Genomic DNA, 17,018 nt, shown 5'->3' with positions numbered 1-17,018 from the left:
GGCGCGGCCCGCCCGGCCACGTGCGCCGCCAGCGGCAGCCGGGGCAGCAGCAGCGCGGGGCCCGCGAACGACAGCGCGTCGAGGAGAATGACCGTCACATACGCGGTGTGCGTGTCGAGTTGGAGCGCGACGGCGCCGAACGCACCGCCGACGCCCATGCCGACGTTCACCACCATGCGCAGGTACGCCCGCGCCTCCACCCGCGTCGCCGCCGGCAGCACGTCGGCGTACAGCGCTCCCTGCACCCCCCGGCTCGCCATCTGCAAGCCCGTCGCGCACACCACGGCGACGAGGAAGCCGGGGTAGGAGTCCACCAGCGCGTACGCGGCCGTGGCCAGCCCGGTGCCGCCCCACAGCAGTGCGCCGACCCGCCGTGCGCCCCAGCGGTCGGCGGCCCGCCCGGCCGGCACCCCGGCTGCCACACCGACCAGTCCCGCGACCGTCATCCCGACACCGACGGCGGTCGCGTCGAGGCCGACGACGCGCGTGAAGTACAGGACGCCGAGGGGGAAGTAGAGGCCGTTGCCGAGGGCGTTGACCAGCGTCAGCACACTGGCCAGACGCAGCACCGGGTCCGCGGGCAGCAGGCCGGCGGCCCGGGTGGCACGCCGCGGCGCGGGACCGCCGTCCGGGGCGGGAGCCGGGGAGACGGGTGTCGTCGTCATGTACACAGCCAACCCGTCGGTGCGTCCCCGCGGACAATGATTTAGCGTGGCGCTCAATGATCGAGTTCCGCCTCGCCGTCGGCGACCTCGCCACCACCTCCTTCGCGTACTCCCCGCTCCAGGAGGCGGTGTTCTCCCTGCGCTGCCTGCACGACCCGGCCCGCTACCCGCACCACCGGCCGTGGCTGCGCCGCATCCGGCCCCGCCTGGCGGACCTCGACCACGAGGTGCTCGGCGCGCTCGTCACGCCCTGGCTGTGGGTGCCGGACTTCCTCACCCCCCGCCCGGAACGCGCCCGACCCGGATTCGCCGAGGAACTCGGCCGGCTCGGCCGTACCCCACCCGAGGTCGTCGACGCGGACTTCCGCGCCACCTACCGCACCCCCAAGGCCCTGCCGCCGGTCATCGCCCGCGGACTCGCCGCCCCCGCGGACCTCCTCGCCCGGATCACCGGCGCCCTCGACGCCTACTGGCACACCTGCCTGGCCGCCGACTGGTGGCCGCGCGCACAGAGCATCCTGGAGGCGGACCTCGCCCACCGCGGACGGGTGCTCGCCGAGCAGGGCGCCGGGGCGCTGTTCGCGGACCTCGACGCGCGGCTCGCCTGGAGTGACGGCCTGCTGCGGCTGTCCACGCGGGACTTCACCGTCCCGGCGCCCTGGACCGACGTGAGCGTCGCCGGCCGCGGACTGGTGCTGCTGCCCACCCTGTTCGCCCGCGGAGTCCAGCCGCTGATCGATCCCGCCCACCCGCCGGTCCTGATGTATCCGGCGCGCGGCCGGGCCACCCTCTCCGAGGAGCCGCCCCCCGTCAACGACGACGCCCTGGTACGCCTCCTCGGCCGCCCCCGCGCCCGCCTGCTGCTGCTCCTCGCCGAACCGGCCTCGACCACGGAACTGGCCCACCGCCTCGGAGTGACCCCGGGTGCCGTCAGCCAGCACCTGGCGGTCCTCTACGACGCCGGTCTGCTCACCCGCACCCGCAGCGGCCGCATCGTCCGCTACGCCCGCACCGCGCTCGGCGACGCCCTGTGCCGCTGAACCCGGCTCCCCACGGGGCTGCTCCCCCTCGGTGCCGGGCCCCGTCCCCGCAAGCTAGGCCGTCTCCCCCTCCGGTACCTCCACCAGCCAGGGCAACGCCCCCCGGTCCCCCGTGCCGAGCCGCGTGTACGCGCTGTACAGGTGGTTGCCGACCGTCCGCACGGACAGCGTCAGCCGCTCGGCGATCTCCCGGTTGCTCAGCCCCGCCGCGGCCAGCGTGACGATCTGCCGCTGCCGGGCGGTGAGTTCACCGAGGACCAGCCCGGCCAGCGCGGGCGTGCGCGCCTCCTGGCAGCGGCGGGCCAGCGCGACGGCCCGGGTACGGGACAGCCTGGCGGCCCGGGGGTCACGGTGGACCCGTGCCGCCTGCGCGTGCGCCTCCGCCGCGTACAGCAGGAACCCCCGCTCGGCCAGCGCCTGCGCCGCCCGGTCCAGCGCGGCCCCGTCCGCGCGCGCCAGCGCGTCCGCGTGCCGGGCGAGCACGCTGCCGGCCGGGAGCCGCCCCACGGCCCGCCCTGGCTCGCCGAGGCGTACGGCGTCGTAGACGGCGTGGATGTCGTCCGGGTCGGTCACCTCGCCCGACCGGCCCTCGGCGAGCGCGAGTTCCCGTCCGCACCCGCTGTCCGAGGGAGCCTGACGCAACCCCTCCCGGGCCCACGCCGCCGCCTCCCGCAGTTCGCCCCGCAGACGCGCGTACCGGGCGCGGACCGCCGCGTACCCGGCCGGCAGCGGCCGGCCCTCCGCGAGCAGCCACTCCCCCACCGGCGTCGGCACCGGCCGGACGTCGAGCCGGTCCATCCGCCGGACCAGGGTGCGCTGTTCGGCGTCCAGGGCGGGACCGTGCGCGAAGGGCGCGCGGGCCAGCCGGCGGGCCCGCAGCCGGCCGGCCGTGGCGCGCAGCACGGGACCGTGCAGGGGGTGGGCGAGGCAGACGGCACCCCGGTCGTCGGCGTCGATCAGGCCGTCCGCCTCCAGGCGTTCGAGGACGTCCAGGTCCAGCTCGTCCACGGGCAGCGGCAGGGGCTCGGCGAACGCGAGGCGTTCCAGGGCGTCGCGTTCACCGGGAGCGGACCGCTCCAGGGCGGGGGCGAGCCGCTCGCGGACGGCCGGGGTGACCGGCAGCGGACCGCGCCAGGCCCGTTCCCCGGTGCCCGGGACGGGCGTCAGCCGGCCGGACCCGGTGAGCGCGGTCACCAGCTCGCGCAGCAGCCGCAGATCGCCCCGGCACGCCTGGTGCAGCCGACGCACGGTGAGCGGTTCCAGGCCGGCGCCGGCGAGCAACTGGGCGGTGTCCTCGGGGGACAGCGGGTCGAGGGCCAGCCGGGGCAGCAGTTCCCCGGTCCACAGCCGGGACACCGCGCCGGGCGCGGGCGGGCCGTCCGCCGCGGCCACGACCAGGCGGGTGCGGCCCTGCACGGCGAGCTGGTGGACCAGGGCGGCGGAGGCCTCGTCCAGCAGCTGGGCGTCGTCCACGACCAGGAGCCGTACGCCGGACAGCGCGCGGACCGCGCGGTGCAGCGAGACGGTGTCGGGGAGCAGGTGCGCGAACGCCGCGAGGGGCAGGTCCCGGGCCTCGGGCGTGCCGGTCACCCGGGCGTGGTCCGTGCCCCGGACCGCCTCGGTGATCAGCCGGGTCTTGCCGCGGCCCGCCGGGCCGGTCACCACGATGCCGGGCCGCCCGGCGGTCAGGGAACCGCGCACCAGCTCCAGTTCGTCGGCCCGGCCGGTGAACGGCCAGGGCAGCTCCAGGGTCTTGGCGTCCTGTTCGTAAGTCCTCACATCATCCTGAGCGCGCGTACTCAGGTCTGATACAGGGCGACTTGAGTAGCCCCCGACTCAGGCGTGCGGCCGGGGCGGCGGGCACGCTGGCCGCATGACCCGACGCCTCTGCTCGCTACCGCGGCAGCCGGCCCCGTCGTTCGCACCGGGGCTGACCGCCGAGCGGCTGGGCGCGCTGCTCGCCGGGCGGCGGATGTGGGTCGACGGCACGGTCCTGCACTACTGCTTCCTGGACGCCCGCACCGACGCCTCGGTCATCCCGGTCCCCGGGACCGGGGAGCTGCGCCGGGTGCCGTGGGCGGGCGGCGAGGAGCAGCGGGACGTCGTCCGCGGGTGCTTCGGCGAGTGGCAGGACCTCGGTATCGGCGTCACGTTCGCCGAGGTCGGCGACCGGCACGAGGCGGAGCTGCGGATCGGGTTCCAGGCCGGTGCCGGGTCCTGGTCGGCGATCGGCCGGGAGGCGCTGTCGGTGGGCCGGGGCGAGCGCACCATGAACCTCGGCTGGGACGTGACCGCGCCCGGGGAGCGCGGGACCGTCCTGCACCAGATCGGGCACGCGCTCGGCATGGTGCACGAGCACCAGAGTCCGTTCGCCGGGCTGCACTGGGACGACGAGGCCGTGTACGCCGAGCTCGCGGGCCCGCCGAACTTCTGGAGCCGGGAGACCACGTACACGAACGTGCTGCACCGGCTGGACCCCTGTGAGGCGGGCGGCTCGGTGTGGGATCCGCAGTCGGTGATGACGCTGCCGTTCGGGCCGGGGCTGGTGCTGGAACCGGAGCAGTACCGCGGGGGGCTGCGTCCGCCCGGCACGCCGTCCCCGGCCGACAAGGAGTTCGTGCTCCGCTGGTACCCGCCCGCGGCTCCGGGGGGACCGGCCGCACTGGTGCCCTTCCGGTCCGCGCCGCTCGGTCTGGGGCCGGGCGAGCAGGCCGACTTCACCGTCGAGCCGCCGGAGACCCGCGAGTACACCGTGGGCGCCTTCGGCGACGCCGACACCGTGCTGGTGGTCTTCGAGGAGCGCGACGGGGAGCCGCGCTTCCTCGCGGGCCACGACGACGGCGGCACTCCGGACAACGCCGCCGTCCGGGTCCGGCTCGTCAAGGGCCGCCGCTATGTCGTCCGGGTCCGTCTGTACTCCACGTGGGGGGCGGGAGAGACGGCGGTCATGTGCTGGTGACGGCACACGGACGACACAGAGCCACTGTCCGGCACCGGGGGAGCGGGGGGGGGGGGGGGCGCGGGGGGGGGGGGGGGGGCGCCCCCCCCCCCCCCCCCCACGCCGGTGTCCTGCTCCGTACGGACCGCGGGACCACGCCAGGCTGGTCACCCCGCCACGGTGGGCAGGCGGCCCCCGCCCCCGGACCGGCCTCCACCATTGCGCTCGCGTGAACATGCGCGCGCCCCGGCCGCCCGCGCTCCGCCGGGGGCACGATGACGGCACGCTCATCGTCCTCGGGGGCCTCCCCGGAGGTGCACATCGTCGTCGACACCGCGGGACGGAGACCCGAGGAGGCACTGGCTCCGCTGCTCGCGGCGACGGCGCCGCGTTCGTGCCGCCGGCCGGGACGCGGCTGCGCAGGGTCGGGTGTCTCGACATGTCCGCGGGCGCGGCCGGCGGACAGCCGCCCGCGTGGACGCTCGTGGAGTGGGAGTACGACGGTGACGACGCCGCCGGGATCGCGCGGGCGCTCGCCGACGCGCTGGAACCCGCCCTCGGCTGGTACGCCGACTTCACCGACGGCGAGGAGCGGATCGTCGTCTTCGCGGGCAAGGTGTTCCGCCACCGGCGCGGCGACGACGCCGGCCGCGCCGAGGCGATCGCCTACGGCAGGTCCGTGGGCACCCCGGCGCACCGGCTCGACCGGAAGGAGTGAGCACCACCCCGGGGGCGTGCCTGCCACGTCCGGGACGAGGTGCCGCCCGGCGGGCCGGTGGCGGGCGTGGCCGCGCGCGGGGTGCCGGAGCGCGGGCGGCTCCTCAACGGTCGACGGGCACGGGCTCGGGCGCCTGCCGGGGCAGGACCGGTGCCCAGGGGAACGGCGGGTCCGGGATGTCCCGGCGCAGCGCCGGCGCGACGGCCGACTGGAACAGTTCCAGCGAGGCGCGGTGCCGGGCGGCGGGCAGGCCGCCGGCGTCCGCGGTCACGTGCAGCACGGTGTGCCCCAGCCGCTCGTGGTAGCGGTGCACCTTGTCGATGACCTGCTCGGGGCTGCCGATCAGCGCCGAGCTGCGCGCCACGAAGTCCTCCAGGGTCTCGAAGACCACGGGCAGGCCCGCCGACCGCTGGAAGGCCAGGTTGCTCTCGAAGACCGGGCGGTATGCCGTCAGCGCCTCCTGTGAGGTCGGGGCGACGAGGAGCCCGGCCGAGCCCGCGCCCACCGCGATCGCCGCCGGGTCGTGGCCGTAGTGCTCCCAGCGTTCGCGGTAGTGGCGGACCAGTTCGGCGTACGGCTCCACGGGATGGGTGACGTTCGCCGAGAACAGCGGGTCTCCGTAGCGGGCGGCGAGGTCCACGGACTCCTTGCTGGTGGCGCTGCCGTGCCAGACGCGGACCGGTCGCTGGTACGGCCGCGGCCACGCCTCGGCGTCCTTCAGCGGTGGCCGGAACCGGGTGTCGGCGGTCACCCGGTCCTGGCGCCACAGCCGCCGGAACACCTCGTAGCTCTCGGCGTTGCGGTCCCACTGGTCCTCGGGCGTGACGTGGAACAGCTCGCGCTGCGCGGTGCCGTTGCCCTTGCCGATGATCAGGTCGAGGCGCCCCTCGGAGAGGTGGTCCAGGGTGGCGTAGTCCTCGTAGGCCCGGACCGGGTCGAGCAGGCTGAGGGTGGTGACGGCGGTGAAGAGCCGGATGCGGCGGGTGAGCGCGGCGACATGGCTGAGCACGACGGTCGGCGCGGAGGAGAGGAACGGCCGTTCGTGCCGCTCCCCCACGCCGAATCCGTCGAAGCCCAGCTCCTCCGCCAGCACGGCGTTGTCCAGCACCTCGCGGAACCGCTCGTGCGTCGGCCCCAGGACTCCGGTGACCGGGTCGGGCCGGTGCACGATCAGCGTGATCGCGAGGAACTTCACGACGCGGCCCGCGCGGGCGAGGCACCGGTACGGGTGCCGGCCCCTGCGCCGGCGTCGGGGTGGGCGAGCCCCAGGTGGTCGCGCAGGGTCGTGCCCTCGTAGTCGGCGCGGAAGACGCCCTGTTCCTGGAGCAGCGGGACCACCTTGTCGGCGAACGGGTCGAGCCCGCCGGGGGTGATGTGCGGGACGAGGATGAAGCCGTCGGCGGCGTCGGCCTGCACGAAGTCGTTGATGGTCGTCGCGACGGTCTCCGGGGAGCCGATGAACGTCTGCCGGTTGCCGGTGTTGATGACCAGGTCGCGGATGGACCACTTGTTGGCCTCGGCGAGCTGCCGCCACTCGCGGGCGATGGCCACCGGGTCCCGGTACATCCGCACCTGCGCGCGGCCCCGGGAGATGTGGTCCTCGCTGACCACGGGGTCCACCTCGGGCAGCGGGCCCTCGGGGTCGTACGCCGACAGGTCGCGGTTCCAGACGAACTCCAGGTGCTTGATGGCGGTGGCGCCGCTGACCTGCTGCCGGCGGACCTCCCGGGCGAGTTCGGCGGCCTCCTGGTCGGTGTCGCCGAGGACGAAGGTCGCCGCGGGCAGGATGAGCAGCTGGTCGGGGCGGCGGCCGTACGCGGCGAGGCGGGACTTGACGTCGGCGTAGAAGGCCTGTCCCTCCTTGCGTGTGGAGTACCGGCTGAAGATCGCGTCCGCGCTGGAGGCGGCGAACTCGCGGCCCTCGTCGGAGTCGCCCGCCTGGAAGATGACCGGGCGGCCCTGCGGGGAGCGCGGGACGTTGAACCGGCCGTGGATGTCGAAGTGCCGCCCCTGGTGCACGAAGGCGCCGGCCTCGGCGTCCCGGAGGAAGGTGCCGGCGGCCTGGTCGGCGATGATCTCGTCACCGCGCCAGGAGTCGAACAGCTCGTGCGCGGTGGCGAGGAACTCCTTGGCGCGGGAGTAGCGCTCCTCCTGGGGCAGGAAGCCGCCGCGCCGGAAGTTCTCGCCGGTGAAGGCGTCCCAGGAGGTGACCACGTTCCACGCGGACCGGCCGCCGGAGAGGTGGTCGAGGCTCGCGAACTGGCGGGCCACCTCGTACGGTTCGTTGAACGTGGAGTTGATGGTGCCGGTCAGGCCCAGCCGGTCGGTGACGGCGGCCAGCGCGGCGAGCACGGTGAAGGTGTCGGGGCGGCCGACCACGTCCAGGTCGTAGATCTGGCCGCCCTGTTCGCGCAGCCGGAGTCCCTCGGCGAGGAACAGGAAGTCGAACTTGGCCCGTTCGGCGGTCCGCGCGAAGTGCGCGAAGGAGCTGAACTCGATGTGGCTGCCGGCGGCCGGGTCGCTCCACACGGTGGTGTTGTTGACACCGGGGAAGTGGGCGGCCAGGTGGATCTGCTTCAGCGGCTTGCTCATGGCGGTACGGTCGTCCTCTCCGGCGGTCAGGCGGCTGCGTAGCGGTTGGCGGGGCGGGCGAGGCCGAGGAGACCGCGCAGGGTGCCGGCCTCGTAGGCGTCCCGGAAGCGGCGGCGGCGCTGCAGCTCGGGCACCAGGTCCTGGGTGATCCGGGGCAGGTCGTGGCCGGCGACCGCGGGCCGCAGCCGGAACCCGGTCAGTCCGCCCGCCGCCAGCTCCTCCAGCAGATCGGCGAGTTGGGCGGCCGTACCGGTGAAGATCCGGGCGTCGCTGGTGTACGGCTCGCCCGCGAGGGTGTCGAGGCGGTCGCGGCGGGCCTCGGCCCCGGCCCGGCTGTCGTCCAGGAAGACGACGAGGTCACCGAAGACGTGCAGCGTCTCGCCGGCGCGGCCCGCCGCCTCCTGCTCGGCACGGATCTCCGCGACGATCGCCCGGGCCTGGTCGGCGTCGTGCGGGGTGACGTACCCGACGTCGGCCTGGCGGGCCACGAGCCGGTACGGGACGGTCTGGTGGGCGAGGGCGGTGACCAGGGGCTGGCCCTGCGGCGGGCGGGGTGTGATGGACGGGCCCTTGACGCTGAACCAGCGGCCCTCGAAGTCGATGTAGTGCAGCTTGTCCCGGTCGATGAAGCGGCCGGTCGCCGCGTCCCGGATCTCGGCGTCGTCCTCCCAGCTGTCCCAGAGCCGGCGGATCACTTCCACGTGGTCGGCGGCCTCGTCGAACAGGTCGGTGATCGCCTGCTGTGCGTCCGGGCTGTCGAAGCCGTCGATCCGGGGGATGGTGCGCCGGCCGAAGTGCGCGGCCTCGTCCGGGCGGAAGCTGGTCCGCACCCGCAGGCCCGCGCGTCCGGTGCTGACGTAGTCGAGGGTGGCGATGGCCTTGGAGATGTGGAACGGCTCGGTGTGCGTGGCCACTACGGTCGGGACCAGGCCTATGTTCCGGGTGACCGGGGCGACGCGGGAGGCGATGAGGACCGCGTCGAGCAGGCCGCGGACCTGGTCGGTGCGCTCGTCGGGTGCGAGGAGCCGGGAGGACTGCGGGCCGAGGCCGTCCTCGATGGTGACGAAGTCGAGCAGACCGCGTTCGGCCTCGGTGATCAGGTCGGTCCAGTAGCCGGCGGTGAACAGGTCGCGGGGGCGTGCGACCGGCTCGCGCCAGGACGCCGGGTGCCATCCGGTGCCGTCCAGGGCGACGGCGAGGTGCAGGGGTGCGGAGGGAGCTGAGGACACGTCGGTGCCTTCCTTGATGTCCGATGTCCGTACGGGGCCACCGGCCCGCGGGGCCGGCGGCGGCCGGGGCGGGCGGCGCGGGCCCCGGGCGGGCGTGGCGGGAGGAGCCCCTGGCCGGGGCGAGGGCCGGGGCGAGGGCCGGGGAGAGGTCAGGGGCGACAGAGCGCGGCGGACACGCGCTGGAGGTCTATGTGCGGCCGGGAGTGCAGCCGGACGGACCGGTACGGGTGCGGGGCGCGCGGCGGGCGTGCCTGCGGGGGCACTCGGGTCACGGCCGTCACCTCCGTCCGTCGGGCGTGGCGGGCCGGGCCGGCGTCCGCCCGGTGGATCCCGTCGTGACGTCCAACGTCCGCCCGGCGCCGGTTGTTCCCGGGCTGCGCAGGTGCACGATGCGGGAGCGGCGGCGCAGGGTGAAACCGAGCGACTCGTAGAGCCGGATCGCGGACGTGTTGCCGGCCGCGGCGTGCAGGAACGGGGTGTCCCCGCGTTCCCGGACGCCGGCCGCGACCGCGCGCACCAGCCGGGTGGCCAGTCCCCGGCCGCGGTAGGCGGGGTCGGTGCACACGGCGCTGATCTCGGTCCAGCCGGGCAGCCGCAGCCTCTCCCCCGCCATGGCGACGAGCCGGCCCCGGTGCCGGATGCCGAGGTAGGTGCCCATCTCGACGGTCCGTCCCAGGAACGGGCCCGGCCGGGTGCGGGCCACCAGATCGAGGATCTCGGGGACGTCGCCGGCTCCCAACCGCACCGCCTCGGGAGCCGGTTCGGCCCGCAGAGCGGTGTCCACGAGCTGGACGCCGATGCCCTCGCCGAGCACCTCCCAGCCGTCCGGAACCCGCTCGACCGGCTTGACCCGCACCGGGTGTCCCGGACCGACGAGGGTGTGCAGGTCGGCCCAGGCCGCCGGGTCCGCCGGGTCGGCGAGCGCCGCGAAGGCGTAGGTCTCCGGCCGGTAGCGGGCCGCGCGGCCGTACCGGTCGGCGAGCGGGGCGTGCGGGCCGGTGAGGGCGGCCCACACGGCGTTGTCCAGGACGGCGGTGCCGGGCAGGGGCGGGGCCGTGCCGGTGCGGACGCCGGTCGGGTGAGCCACGGGAGCGACGCCCTCTTTCGACTCCATATCGACAGATCGATGAATCGTCAGGAGTTGTCCAGCGGCAGACCGGGCGGGTTGACCTCCGACTTCGCCACGGACTCGTTCGAGAGGCCGTAGGCGGCCAGCCACTTGCCGTACTGCCCGTGCTCGATCAGGTAGTTGAGGGCGTCGGCGAGCGGCTCGGCGAGCCCGCTGTCCTTCTTGGCGGTGGCGGCGATCAGGCCCTGGAGCGTCTCGCCTGCGCCGGAGAAGCTGCCGGCGTTGCGGGTGGCGTTGGGCGTGTTCGCGGTCTGCCGGGCCCGGTAGGCGACCGCGGGGTTGGGACCGAAGAAGGCGTCGATCTTGCCGCTGCTCAGGGCCAGGTTGGTGGCGTTCTGGTCCGGGAAGTACTTGACGGTGAGCTTCTTGCCCTCCTTGGCGAGCTTGGCCTTCCACTCCAGGAGGATCTTCTCCTGGTTGGTGCCGGCGCCCACGCTGACCGTCTTGCCGGCGAGGTTCTCGTAGTCGCCGTCGAAGTTCCAGGGGTTCTTCTTCAGCACCTCGAAGGCCAGGTTGTCCTTGCGGTAGGAGGCGAACTCGTACTTCCTCTTGCGTTCCTCGGTGACGGTGACGTTGGAGAAGGCCACGTCGACCTTGCCGCTGTCGACGCCGACGAAGAGGTTCTCCCAGGTGGAGTTCCTGATCTCGGGCTTCAGGCCCAGGACCGCGGCGACCAGGCGGCCGAGGTCGGGCTCGGAGCCGGTGAGGGTCTTCTGGTCGCTGCCCACGAAGTTCAGGGGGGCGGAGCCCGACGGCAGGGCGCCGACGCCGATGACGAGCTTGCCGCTCCTGCGCACGGAGGCCGGCAGTTCGGCGCTGATGGACTTCACTTCGGAGACCTTCAGCGCGGTCTCCTTGGCGGCTCCGTTGGACAGCCGTCCCACGGTCACCGTGCCGGTGGTGTCGGTCTTGGTGACGGCCTCGCTGTCGCCCCCGCAGGCGGCGAGCCCGGTGGCGAGGGCGGTGACGGCGGTCGCCGCGGAGATGCCGCGGATCAGGGCGCGACGGGAGAGGTGGGTAGGCATGGCGTGACTGTCCTTGTCTCGCTGATGAGGGTGGGTGTGTGGTGTGGGGGTGGGCTGGGTGCCGTGGGGGGCGGTGGTCGTGGAGGATCCGGGCGGCAGGGCCGGGGCGGCCTGCCCGGGTGGGCGGCGCGGAGCGGCCCGCGGGGGTCCGGTCAGAGCACCTTGCCGAGGAATTCCCGGGTCCGTGCGTGCCGGGGCCGGTCGAGCACCTCGCCGGGCGGCCCCTGCTCGACGATCCGGCCGCCGTCGATGAAGACGACCCGGTCGGCGACCTCGCGGGCGAAGCCGATCTCGTGGCTCACGATGACGAGGGTGGTGCCGCCGCTCGCCAGGTCCTTGATGACGGCCAGCACCTCGCCGACGAGTTCGGGGTCGAGTGCGGAGGTCGGCTCGTCGAAGAGGATGATCCCGGGCCGCAGGGCGAGGGCGCGGGCGATGGCGACGCGCTGCTGCTGACCACCGGACAACTGCCGGGGGTAGGCGCCGGTCTTGTCGCCGAGGCCGACGCGGTCGAGGAGTTCGAAGGCGAGTTCCTGGGCCGCCACCCTGCTCAGCCTGCCGGTGGCGGCGGGGGCCGCGGCGACGTTCTCCAGGACGGTCAGGTGCGGGAAGAGGTTGAAGTTCTGGAAGACGAAGCCGATCCGGCTGCGCTGGGCGAGGATGGCGCGCTCGCTGAGTTCCTTGAGCCGGCCCCCGTGCCGCTTCACCCCGATCAGCTCGCCGTCCACGCTGACGTGGCCGGTCTCGGGCTTCTCCAGGTGGTTGAGGACCCTGAGCAGCGTGGACTTGCCGGAGCCGGACGGGCCGAGGATCACCGTGACCTCGCCGGGGCGGACGGTCAGGTCGATGCCGTCGAGTACGTGGTGGGAGCCGTACCACTTGTGGACGCCGTGCACTTCGAGCGCGGCGGGCGCGGTCTTCGGGAGGGTCTGCGCGGTGGTCATACGGCGGCCTCCCGGCGCAGCCGGGCCCGCAGGCCGGCCAGTCCGGCCCGGGCTTTCTGCAAGGGGGTCGGCGGCAGGGTGCGGGTGGCACCCCGGGCGTAGTACCGCTCGACGTAGAACTGGACGACGGACACGGCGCTGGTGAGGATCAGGTACCAGACGGTGGCGACCATCAGCAGCGGCACCACGTCACCGGGGTAGGTGCTGCCCATCGACTGCACCGCGCCGAACAGGTCCAGCAGCGACACGTAGAAGACCAGGGACGTGCTCTTGATGAGGCCGATCAGCTGGTTGACGTAGTTCGGCGTGATGGACCTGAGGGCCTGCGGGAAGACGATCCTGCGGAACTGGTAGCCCTGGGGCAGGCCGAGCGCGGCGGCCGCCTCGTGCTGTCCCTGGTCGACGGAGAGGATGCCGCCGCGGACCACCTCGGCCGCGTACGCCGCCTCGTTGAGGCTGAGGCCGATCACGGCGATCGTCATGTCGGTGGCCAGCCGGGACTCGTCGAAGGTGACGAAGGCGGGCCCGAAGGGCACCCCGAGGCTCAACGTCTTGTACAGGGCGCTGAAGTTGTACAGGAAGATCAGTACGACGATGAGCGGTACGGAGCGGAACAGCCAGGTGTAGGTCCAGCTGACCGCGCGCAGCACCGGGCTTCCGGAGAGCCGGGCAAGTGCCAGCAGGATGCCGCCGAGCAGTCCCAGGACGGCGCTGAGCGCGGCGACTTCGAGGGTGACGAGGAGGCCGTCGAGGACGGTGGGGCGCAGGAACCAGTAGCGGAAGCGGTCCCACTGGTAGAAGGGGTTCGTGACCAGTCCGTGCAGGATCTGCGCGACGAGCACGAGGACGACGGCGGTGACGATCCACCGGCCGGGGCGGCGCAGCGGCTGTACTCGCTGCGGTTCCAAGGGCTTTGACGGGGTGTCGGCGGGGGCCGGCGCCTCGGCTAGGGAGACGGCGGCGCCTGGGGCTTCACTCATGGCGGCTCCGGCGGAGTCGGTCACCCCGGGGCCGCGCGGGAGCGGAGGTGGGCCACGACGGCACTGCGGCACGAGGCGGCGCACGGACAGGCGCGGAACCGGGGGCTGGGCGGACAACGGCACATCCGGCGGACGGTGTGCGGCGGGAACGCGGGGCTGGGAGGAGACGTCAGCCCTGACAGCGGGCAGAGCCCGGTGCGGTACACAGTGCGCTGTTCACGCGGAGCAGATCGACGGCGCGGTCGGCGACGAGGAGACCGGCGTACGACGGTACGCAGCCCTGGGGGCGGCTCGCGGCCGTCCTGGGAGCTGCGTACATGGCGTCACCTGTCACTGTTCCGGCCCCGTGGGGCCTCGCGCTTACCGAAAACGTCATCCGGTCCGGTCGTCACCTGGGGCACCCCACCGCGATGCGAGGGTTGCCGGTCAGCGAGCCAGGGCTTGGCGCTGACGCTCATGACCGTTCTGAGCCGTAAGTAAGGCAGTTGACCGTTCGAATGTCAACGGTCGTCCGCCAAGTGGACATCGGCGGCGGGCTCTCACCTGCGAGAAGCGTCGGAAGTGTCTGCCGCGTGGCCTGCCCAGTCCAGGATCTGGACAGCTGCTCCGGCGGCCTCCAGACCCTGGCAGCGGCCGTGGTGGCGGCGGGCGATGCCGTCGAGGTCGAGGTGGCGGCCGAAGGCGGGGCGGGCGGCCAGGCGGCGGGCGTAGGCCCACAGGGAGCGGTGGTCGGCGATGCGGTGCACGGCGGAGGCGTCGAGGTGGCAGCGGTGGACGGTGTCGAGCTGCACGAGCGTGACCCACAGGTCGATGTCGGCGGCGGTGAGCCGGTCGTCGGCCAGGTACTCCTCGCCGCTCAGCCGTCGCTCCAGCCGGCCCAGGGTGTCCAGCAGCACGTCGAGGGCGGCGGCCCGTTCGGCCGGGTCGGCACCGGCGCGTCCGGCGCGCTGGGCGGCCTCCTCGATGCCCTCGGCGCACATCCGCTCGACGGCCTCGATCACGGACTCCAGCCCGGAGGGGTAGAGGCGGTCGTGGCCGCCCGGCCGGAACAGGTCCAGGTCGCGCAGGATGCCGGGGGTGTGGGTGCTGACGATGCGTCCGGACCAGTCGTCGCTGAGCACGGGCGCGAGCGCCGGGCCGGTGTAGTGGTGGGCGCTCGCCTCGTAGAGCGGGCGGAGCGCCGCGTGGCCGCCGCCGGGACAGTCCGGGACGGCGGGCAGGAGGGTGACCGGACAGTGGGCTTCCAGTCCGAGCAGGCTGTGGCCGACGGCGAGGCGCAGCCCGTCGGGGCAGGCGGTCGACAGATGGAGCCGGTAGCGGTGCGGCACGGCGTAGTGGCCGCTGCGCGCGTCCCGGCCGATCCGGCCCCGGAAGACCGGCGCGGTACCGGGGGTGGACGGGACGGCGGCGAGCGGAGTGATGGACATGCGTCTCCCCGGGTGGTGGGTGTGCGGAGGGGCGCGGCCGGCGCGGGCGTGACCGGTCGGTGGAGGCGAAGGGGCGCCCGGCTCAGCGGCGGTGGCTGATCGCGCTGCAGACACGCTGCAGGTCGATGTGGCGGCGGGAGGTGAGCAGGGGAGCGCGCAACGGCGTCCGGCCGGTGTGACCGGTGCCCGTGTCGCGGCGCGTCATGATTCCCTACCTGTTCACTAGGATTCCCTCCCTGGAGTGTCGATCGGGCTCCGTGCGACGTCAAGGGGGCGTCCACGCCTGGGAATCGAGGTCGGCGCCGGGGACTCCTCACCGACAGGAACATGTGACATAGTACTGGCGTGGCGAAGCGACTGACCTGCGACGTCGTGGTCGTCGGGGCCGGAATGGTGGGCGCGGCCTGTGCCCTCTACGCCGCGCGCGCCGGACTCGACGTACGACTGGTGGACCGGGGCCCGGTGGCCGGCGGCACCACCGGAGCCGGCGAGGGCAACCTGCTCGTCTCCGACAAGGAGCCGGGCCCGGAGCTCCGACTGGCGCTGCTGTCCGGCCGGCTGTGGGCGGGCCTGGCGCGCGAACTGGGCACCGCGATCGAGTACGAGCCCAAGGGCGGCCTCGTGGTCGCCCCGACGCCCGGCGCCCTGGCCGCGCTGCGGGACTTCGCCGCGGACCAGCGGGCCGCCGGCGTCACCGCCGTACCGGTCGGCGCGGACCGGCTGCGGGAACTGGAACCGCACCTGGCGCCCGGCATGGCGGGCGCGGTGCACTACCCGCAGGACGCCCAGGTCATGCCCGCGCTGGCCGCCGCACACCTGGTCCGCGCCTCCGGCGCCGCCGTGCACACCGGCCGTACGGTGACCGGGGTGCTGCGCACGGCGCGGGGAGCGGTGTACGGCGTGCGCACCGACCGGGGCGACATCCACGCACCGGCGGTGGTCAACGCGGCCGGCGTCTGGGGCGGCGACCTGGCCTCGCTCGCCGGCGTCCGGCTGCCGGTGCTCCCCCGGCGCGGCTTCGTGCTGGTCACCGAGCCGCTGCCGCGCAGGGTCCGGCACAAGGTGTACGCCGCGGACTACGTGGCCGACGTGGCCAGCGACTCGGCCGCCCTGCGCAGTTCACCGGTCGTGGAGGGCACGGCCGCCGGCCCGGTCCTGATCGGGGCCACCCGGGAGCGGGTCGGCTTCGACCGGTCGTTGTCCTTGACCGCGACGCGGGCGCTCGCCGCCGGGGCGATCGGGCTGTTCCCCTTCCTGGAACGGGTCCGCGCGCTGCGCACGTACGCGGGTTTCCGGCCGTACCTGCCGGACCATCTGCCGGCGATCGGGCCCGATCCGCGGGTTCCCGGCCTGTTCCACGCCTGCGGGCACGAGGGGGCCGGCATCGGACTCGCCCCCGGCACCGGGCAGTTGATCGCGCAGGCGCTCACCGGGAAGACGCCGGAGCTGGATCTCACGCCGTTCCGGCCGGAGCGGTTCGACACCGAGGGAGGCGACGTCCGGTGAATCCGAGGGAGCTGACCCGGGCCCGGCCGGGCCCGGCCTGCACCGTGACCTTCGACGGCCGCCCCTTGGAGGCGCTGCCGGGCCAGACGGTCGCCGCGGCGCTGTGGGCGGCGGGCGTGACGGCCTGGCGCAGCACACGGGTCGCCGGGCGGCCCCGCGGGGTGTTCTGCGGGATCGGGGTGTGCTTCGACTGCCTGGTCACCGTCAACGGCCGTCCCAACCAACGGGCTTGCCTGGTGCCGGTCCGCCCGGGAGACGTCATCCGATCGCAGGAGGGGACGGGCCGGGACGATGACTGAACGACCGCGTCTCGCCGTCGTCGGCGCGGGCCCGGCCGGGCTCGCCGCCGCGCTGGCGGCAGCCGCACGGGGCGTCCGGGTGACCCTGGTCGACTCCGCCGACCAGGCCGGCGGACAGTTCTACCGGCAGCCGGCCACCGCCCTCGGCGCACGCCGGCCGCAGGCCCTGCACCACCAGTGGCGCACGTGGGAGCGGCTGCGGGACGGCCTGGACCGGCACCGTGCGGCGGGCCGGATCCGCCACCTGACCGACCATCACGTGTGGTGCGTGGAACGGGACTCCGCCTCCGGGGCGTTCGCCGTGCACGCCCTGCTCGGCCCCGCGCAGGAGGACGGCGTCACCGTGCGCGCCGACGCGGTGCTGCTCGCCACCGGCGGGTACGAGCGGGTGCTGCCCTTCCCCGGCTGGACGCTGCCCGGGGTCGTCACGGCGGGCGGCGCGCAGGCCATGCTCAAGGGCGGCCTGGTGCTGCCCGGCCGCACGGCGGTGGTGGCCGGGACCGGGCCGCTGCTGCTGCCGGTGGCC

At 74.5% G+C, this 17,018-nt stretch carries 18 protein-coding genes and 1 riboswitch; of the genes, 6 read left to right on the top strand and 12 right to left on the bottom strand.

From position 1 onward, the window contains the following. Positions 1 to 665: MFS transporter (locus ABZV94_RS34015; protein WP_356347403.1), on the bottom strand; the 665-nt coding region annotated here is incomplete at its 3' end. A gap of 56 nt (positions 666 to 721) precedes the next feature. Here ABZV94_RS34015 and ABZV94_RS34010 point away from each other — a divergent pair. Then, positions 722 to 1,705, top strand: a complete 984-nt coding sequence (locus tag ABZV94_RS34010) for a helix-turn-helix domain-containing protein (protein ID WP_356347401.1) — start codon at positions 722 to 724, stop codon at positions 1,703 to 1,705. 54 nt (positions 1,706 to 1,759) lie between these two features. Here ABZV94_RS34010 and ABZV94_RS34005 read toward each other — a convergent pair whose 3' ends face one another. Further along, positions 1,760 to 3,484: a LuxR C-terminal-related transcriptional regulator gene (locus ABZV94_RS34005; protein ID WP_356347399.1), complete on the bottom strand. Its 1,725-nt coding sequence runs from the start codon at positions 3,482 to 3,484 to the stop codon at positions 1,760 to 1,762. A 94-nt stretch (positions 3,485 to 3,578) separates the two neighbouring features. On the opposite strand from ABZV94_RS34005, the gene ABZV94_RS34000 reads away from it, so the two are divergent. Together ABZV94_RS34000 and ABZV94_RS33995 are read left to right on the top strand one after the other, a co-directional pair. Further along, the gene (locus ABZV94_RS34000; RefSeq protein ID WP_356347397.1) at positions 3,579 to 4,664 is read left to right on the top strand and encodes a M12 family metallopeptidase; all 1,086 of its coding nucleotides are present in this window, start codon (positions 3,579 to 3,581) and stop codon (positions 4,662 to 4,664) included. Positions 4,665 to 5,082: 418 nt separating this feature from the next. After that, positions 5,083 to 5,361 carry a hypothetical protein gene (locus ABZV94_RS33995; protein ID WP_356347394.1) on the top strand — a complete coding sequence of 93 codons (279 nt, stop codon included), beginning with the start codon at positions 5,083 to 5,085 and terminating at the stop codon, positions 5,359 to 5,361. 103 nt (positions 5,362 to 5,464) lie between these two features. On the opposite strand, the gene ABZV94_RS33990 is transcribed toward ABZV94_RS33995, so the two are convergent. From ABZV94_RS33990 to ABZV94_RS33945, 10 genes are all read right to left on the bottom strand, one after another. Further along, positions 5,465 to 6,556 carry an LLM class flavin-dependent oxidoreductase gene (locus ABZV94_RS33990; protein ID WP_356347392.1) on the bottom strand — a complete coding sequence of 364 codons (1,092 nt, stop codon included), beginning with the start codon at positions 6,554 to 6,556 and terminating at the stop codon, positions 5,465 to 5,467. Further along, positions 6,553 to 7,953: an NtaA/DmoA family FMN-dependent monooxygenase gene (locus ABZV94_RS33985; protein WP_356347389.1), complete on the bottom strand. Its 1,401-nt coding sequence runs from the start codon at positions 7,951 to 7,953 to the stop codon at positions 6,553 to 6,555. Before ABZV94_RS33985 ends, ABZV94_RS33990 begins: the two co-directional genes overlap by 4 nt. Before the next feature lie 26 nt (positions 7,954 to 7,979). Continuing rightward, positions 7,980 to 9,182 carry an LLM class flavin-dependent oxidoreductase gene (locus ABZV94_RS33980; RefSeq protein ID WP_356347387.1) on the bottom strand — a complete coding sequence of 401 codons (1,203 nt, stop codon included), beginning with the start codon at positions 9,180 to 9,182 and terminating at the stop codon, positions 7,980 to 7,982. A gap of 149 nt (positions 9,183 to 9,331) precedes the next feature. Further along, a complete protein-coding gene (locus ABZV94_RS33975) occupies positions 9,332 to 9,445 on the bottom strand; it encodes a putative leader peptide (RefSeq protein WP_331491838.1) in 114 nt (37 codons plus the stop codon). A gap of 14 nt (positions 9,446 to 9,459) precedes the next feature. Then, positions 9,460 to 10,269: a GNAT family N-acetyltransferase gene (locus ABZV94_RS33970; protein WP_356347385.1), complete on the bottom strand. Its 810-nt coding sequence runs from the start codon at positions 10,267 to 10,269 to the stop codon at positions 9,460 to 9,462. Between the two features lie 47 nt (positions 10,270 to 10,316). Then, complete coding sequence (locus ABZV94_RS33965; protein WP_356347382.1) at positions 10,317 to 11,336, bottom strand: ABC transporter substrate-binding protein; 1,020 nt, start codon at positions 11,334 to 11,336, stop codon at positions 10,317 to 10,319. 152 nt (positions 11,337 to 11,488) lie between these two features. After that, entirely contained in the window at positions 11,489 to 12,280 is a 792-nt protein-coding gene (locus ABZV94_RS33960; protein ID WP_356347381.1) for an amino acid ABC transporter ATP-binding protein, read from the bottom strand. After that, positions 12,277 to 13,260, bottom strand: coding sequence for an amino acid ABC transporter permease (locus tag ABZV94_RS33955; protein WP_356347378.1), 984 nt, complete (start codon positions 13,258 to 13,260; stop codon positions 12,277 to 12,279). Before ABZV94_RS33955 ends, ABZV94_RS33960 begins: the two co-directional genes overlap by 4 nt. 351 nt (positions 13,261 to 13,611) lie before the next feature. Next, a riboswitch (SAM riboswitch) is annotated at positions 13,612 to 13,722 on the bottom strand. A 77-nt stretch (positions 13,723 to 13,799) separates the two neighbouring features. After that, complete coding sequence (locus ABZV94_RS33950) at positions 13,800 to 14,687, bottom strand: glutathione S-transferase C-terminal domain-containing protein (protein WP_356347376.1); 888 nt, start codon at positions 14,685 to 14,687, stop codon at positions 13,800 to 13,802. Between the two features lie 82 nt (positions 14,688 to 14,769). Next, positions 14,770 to 14,892, bottom strand: coding sequence for a putative leader peptide (locus tag ABZV94_RS33945; RefSeq protein WP_356347373.1), 123 nt, complete (start codon positions 14,890 to 14,892; stop codon positions 14,770 to 14,772). A 140-nt stretch (positions 14,893 to 15,032) separates the two neighbouring features. Here ABZV94_RS33945 and ABZV94_RS33940 point away from each other — a divergent pair, with 140 nt between their 5' ends. From ABZV94_RS33940 to ABZV94_RS33930, 3 genes are all read left to right on the top strand, one after another. Further along, on the top strand, positions 15,033 to 16,193 hold the full coding sequence (locus tag ABZV94_RS33940) for an FAD-binding oxidoreductase (RefSeq protein ID WP_356347371.1): 1,161 nt from the start codon (positions 15,033 to 15,035) through the stop codon (positions 16,191 to 16,193). Next, positions 16,190 to 16,492, top strand: a complete 303-nt coding sequence (locus ABZV94_RS33935; protein WP_356347370.1) for a (2Fe-2S)-binding protein — start codon at positions 16,190 to 16,192, stop codon at positions 16,490 to 16,492. Before ABZV94_RS33940 ends, ABZV94_RS33935 begins: the two co-directional genes overlap by 4 nt. Continuing rightward, positions 16,485 to 17,018: FAD-dependent oxidoreductase (locus tag ABZV94_RS33930; protein WP_356347367.1), on the top strand; the 534-nt coding region annotated here is incomplete at its 3' end. The genes ABZV94_RS33935 and ABZV94_RS33930, both read left to right, overlap by 8 nt.

Source organism: Streptomyces sp. NPDC004658, from assembly GCF_040609555.1.
Classification (GTDB): Bacteria; Actinomycetota; Actinomycetes; order Streptomycetales; family Streptomycetaceae; genus Streptomyces.
The sequence above is the reverse complement of the archived record's forward strand: the minus strand, read 5'-3'. Positions and strand labels throughout refer to the sequence as shown.

Bases quoted from the DNA above. Each gene is read 5' to 3' on its own strand.
- ABZV94_RS34010 (WP_356347401.1), top strand. From the start codon at position 722: ATGATCGAGTTCCGCCTCGCCGTCGGCGACCTCGCCACCACCTCCTTC.
- ABZV94_RS34000 (WP_356347397.1), top strand. From the start codon at position 3,579: ATGACCCGACGCCTCTGCTCGCTACCGCGGCAGCCGGCCCCGTCGTTC.
- ABZV94_RS33995 (WP_356347394.1), top strand. From the start codon at position 5,083: ATGTCCGCGGGCGCGGCCGGCGGACAGCCGCCCGCGTGGACGCTCGTG.
- ABZV94_RS33985 (WP_356347389.1), bottom strand. From the start codon at position 7,953: ATGAGCAAGCCGCTGAAGCAGATCCACCTGGCCGCCCACTTCCCCGGT.
- ABZV94_RS33965 (WP_356347382.1), bottom strand. From the start codon at position 11,336: ATGCCTACCCACCTCTCCCGTCGCGCCCTGATCCGCGGCATCTCCGCG.
- ABZV94_RS33960 (WP_356347381.1), bottom strand. From the start codon at position 12,280: ATGACCACCGCGCAGACCCTCCCGAAGACCGCGCCCGCCGCGCTCGAA.
- ABZV94_RS33955 (WP_356347378.1), bottom strand. From the start codon at position 13,260: ATGAGTGAAGCCCCAGGCGCCGCCGTCTCCCTAGCCGAGGCGCCGGCC.
- ABZV94_RS33950 (WP_356347376.1), bottom strand. From the start codon at position 14,687: ATGTCCATCACTCCGCTCGCCGCCGTCCCGTCCACCCCCGGTACCGCG.
- ABZV94_RS33945 (WP_356347373.1), bottom strand. From the start codon at position 14,892: ATGACGCGCCGCGACACGGGCACCGGTCACACCGGCCGGACGCCGTTG.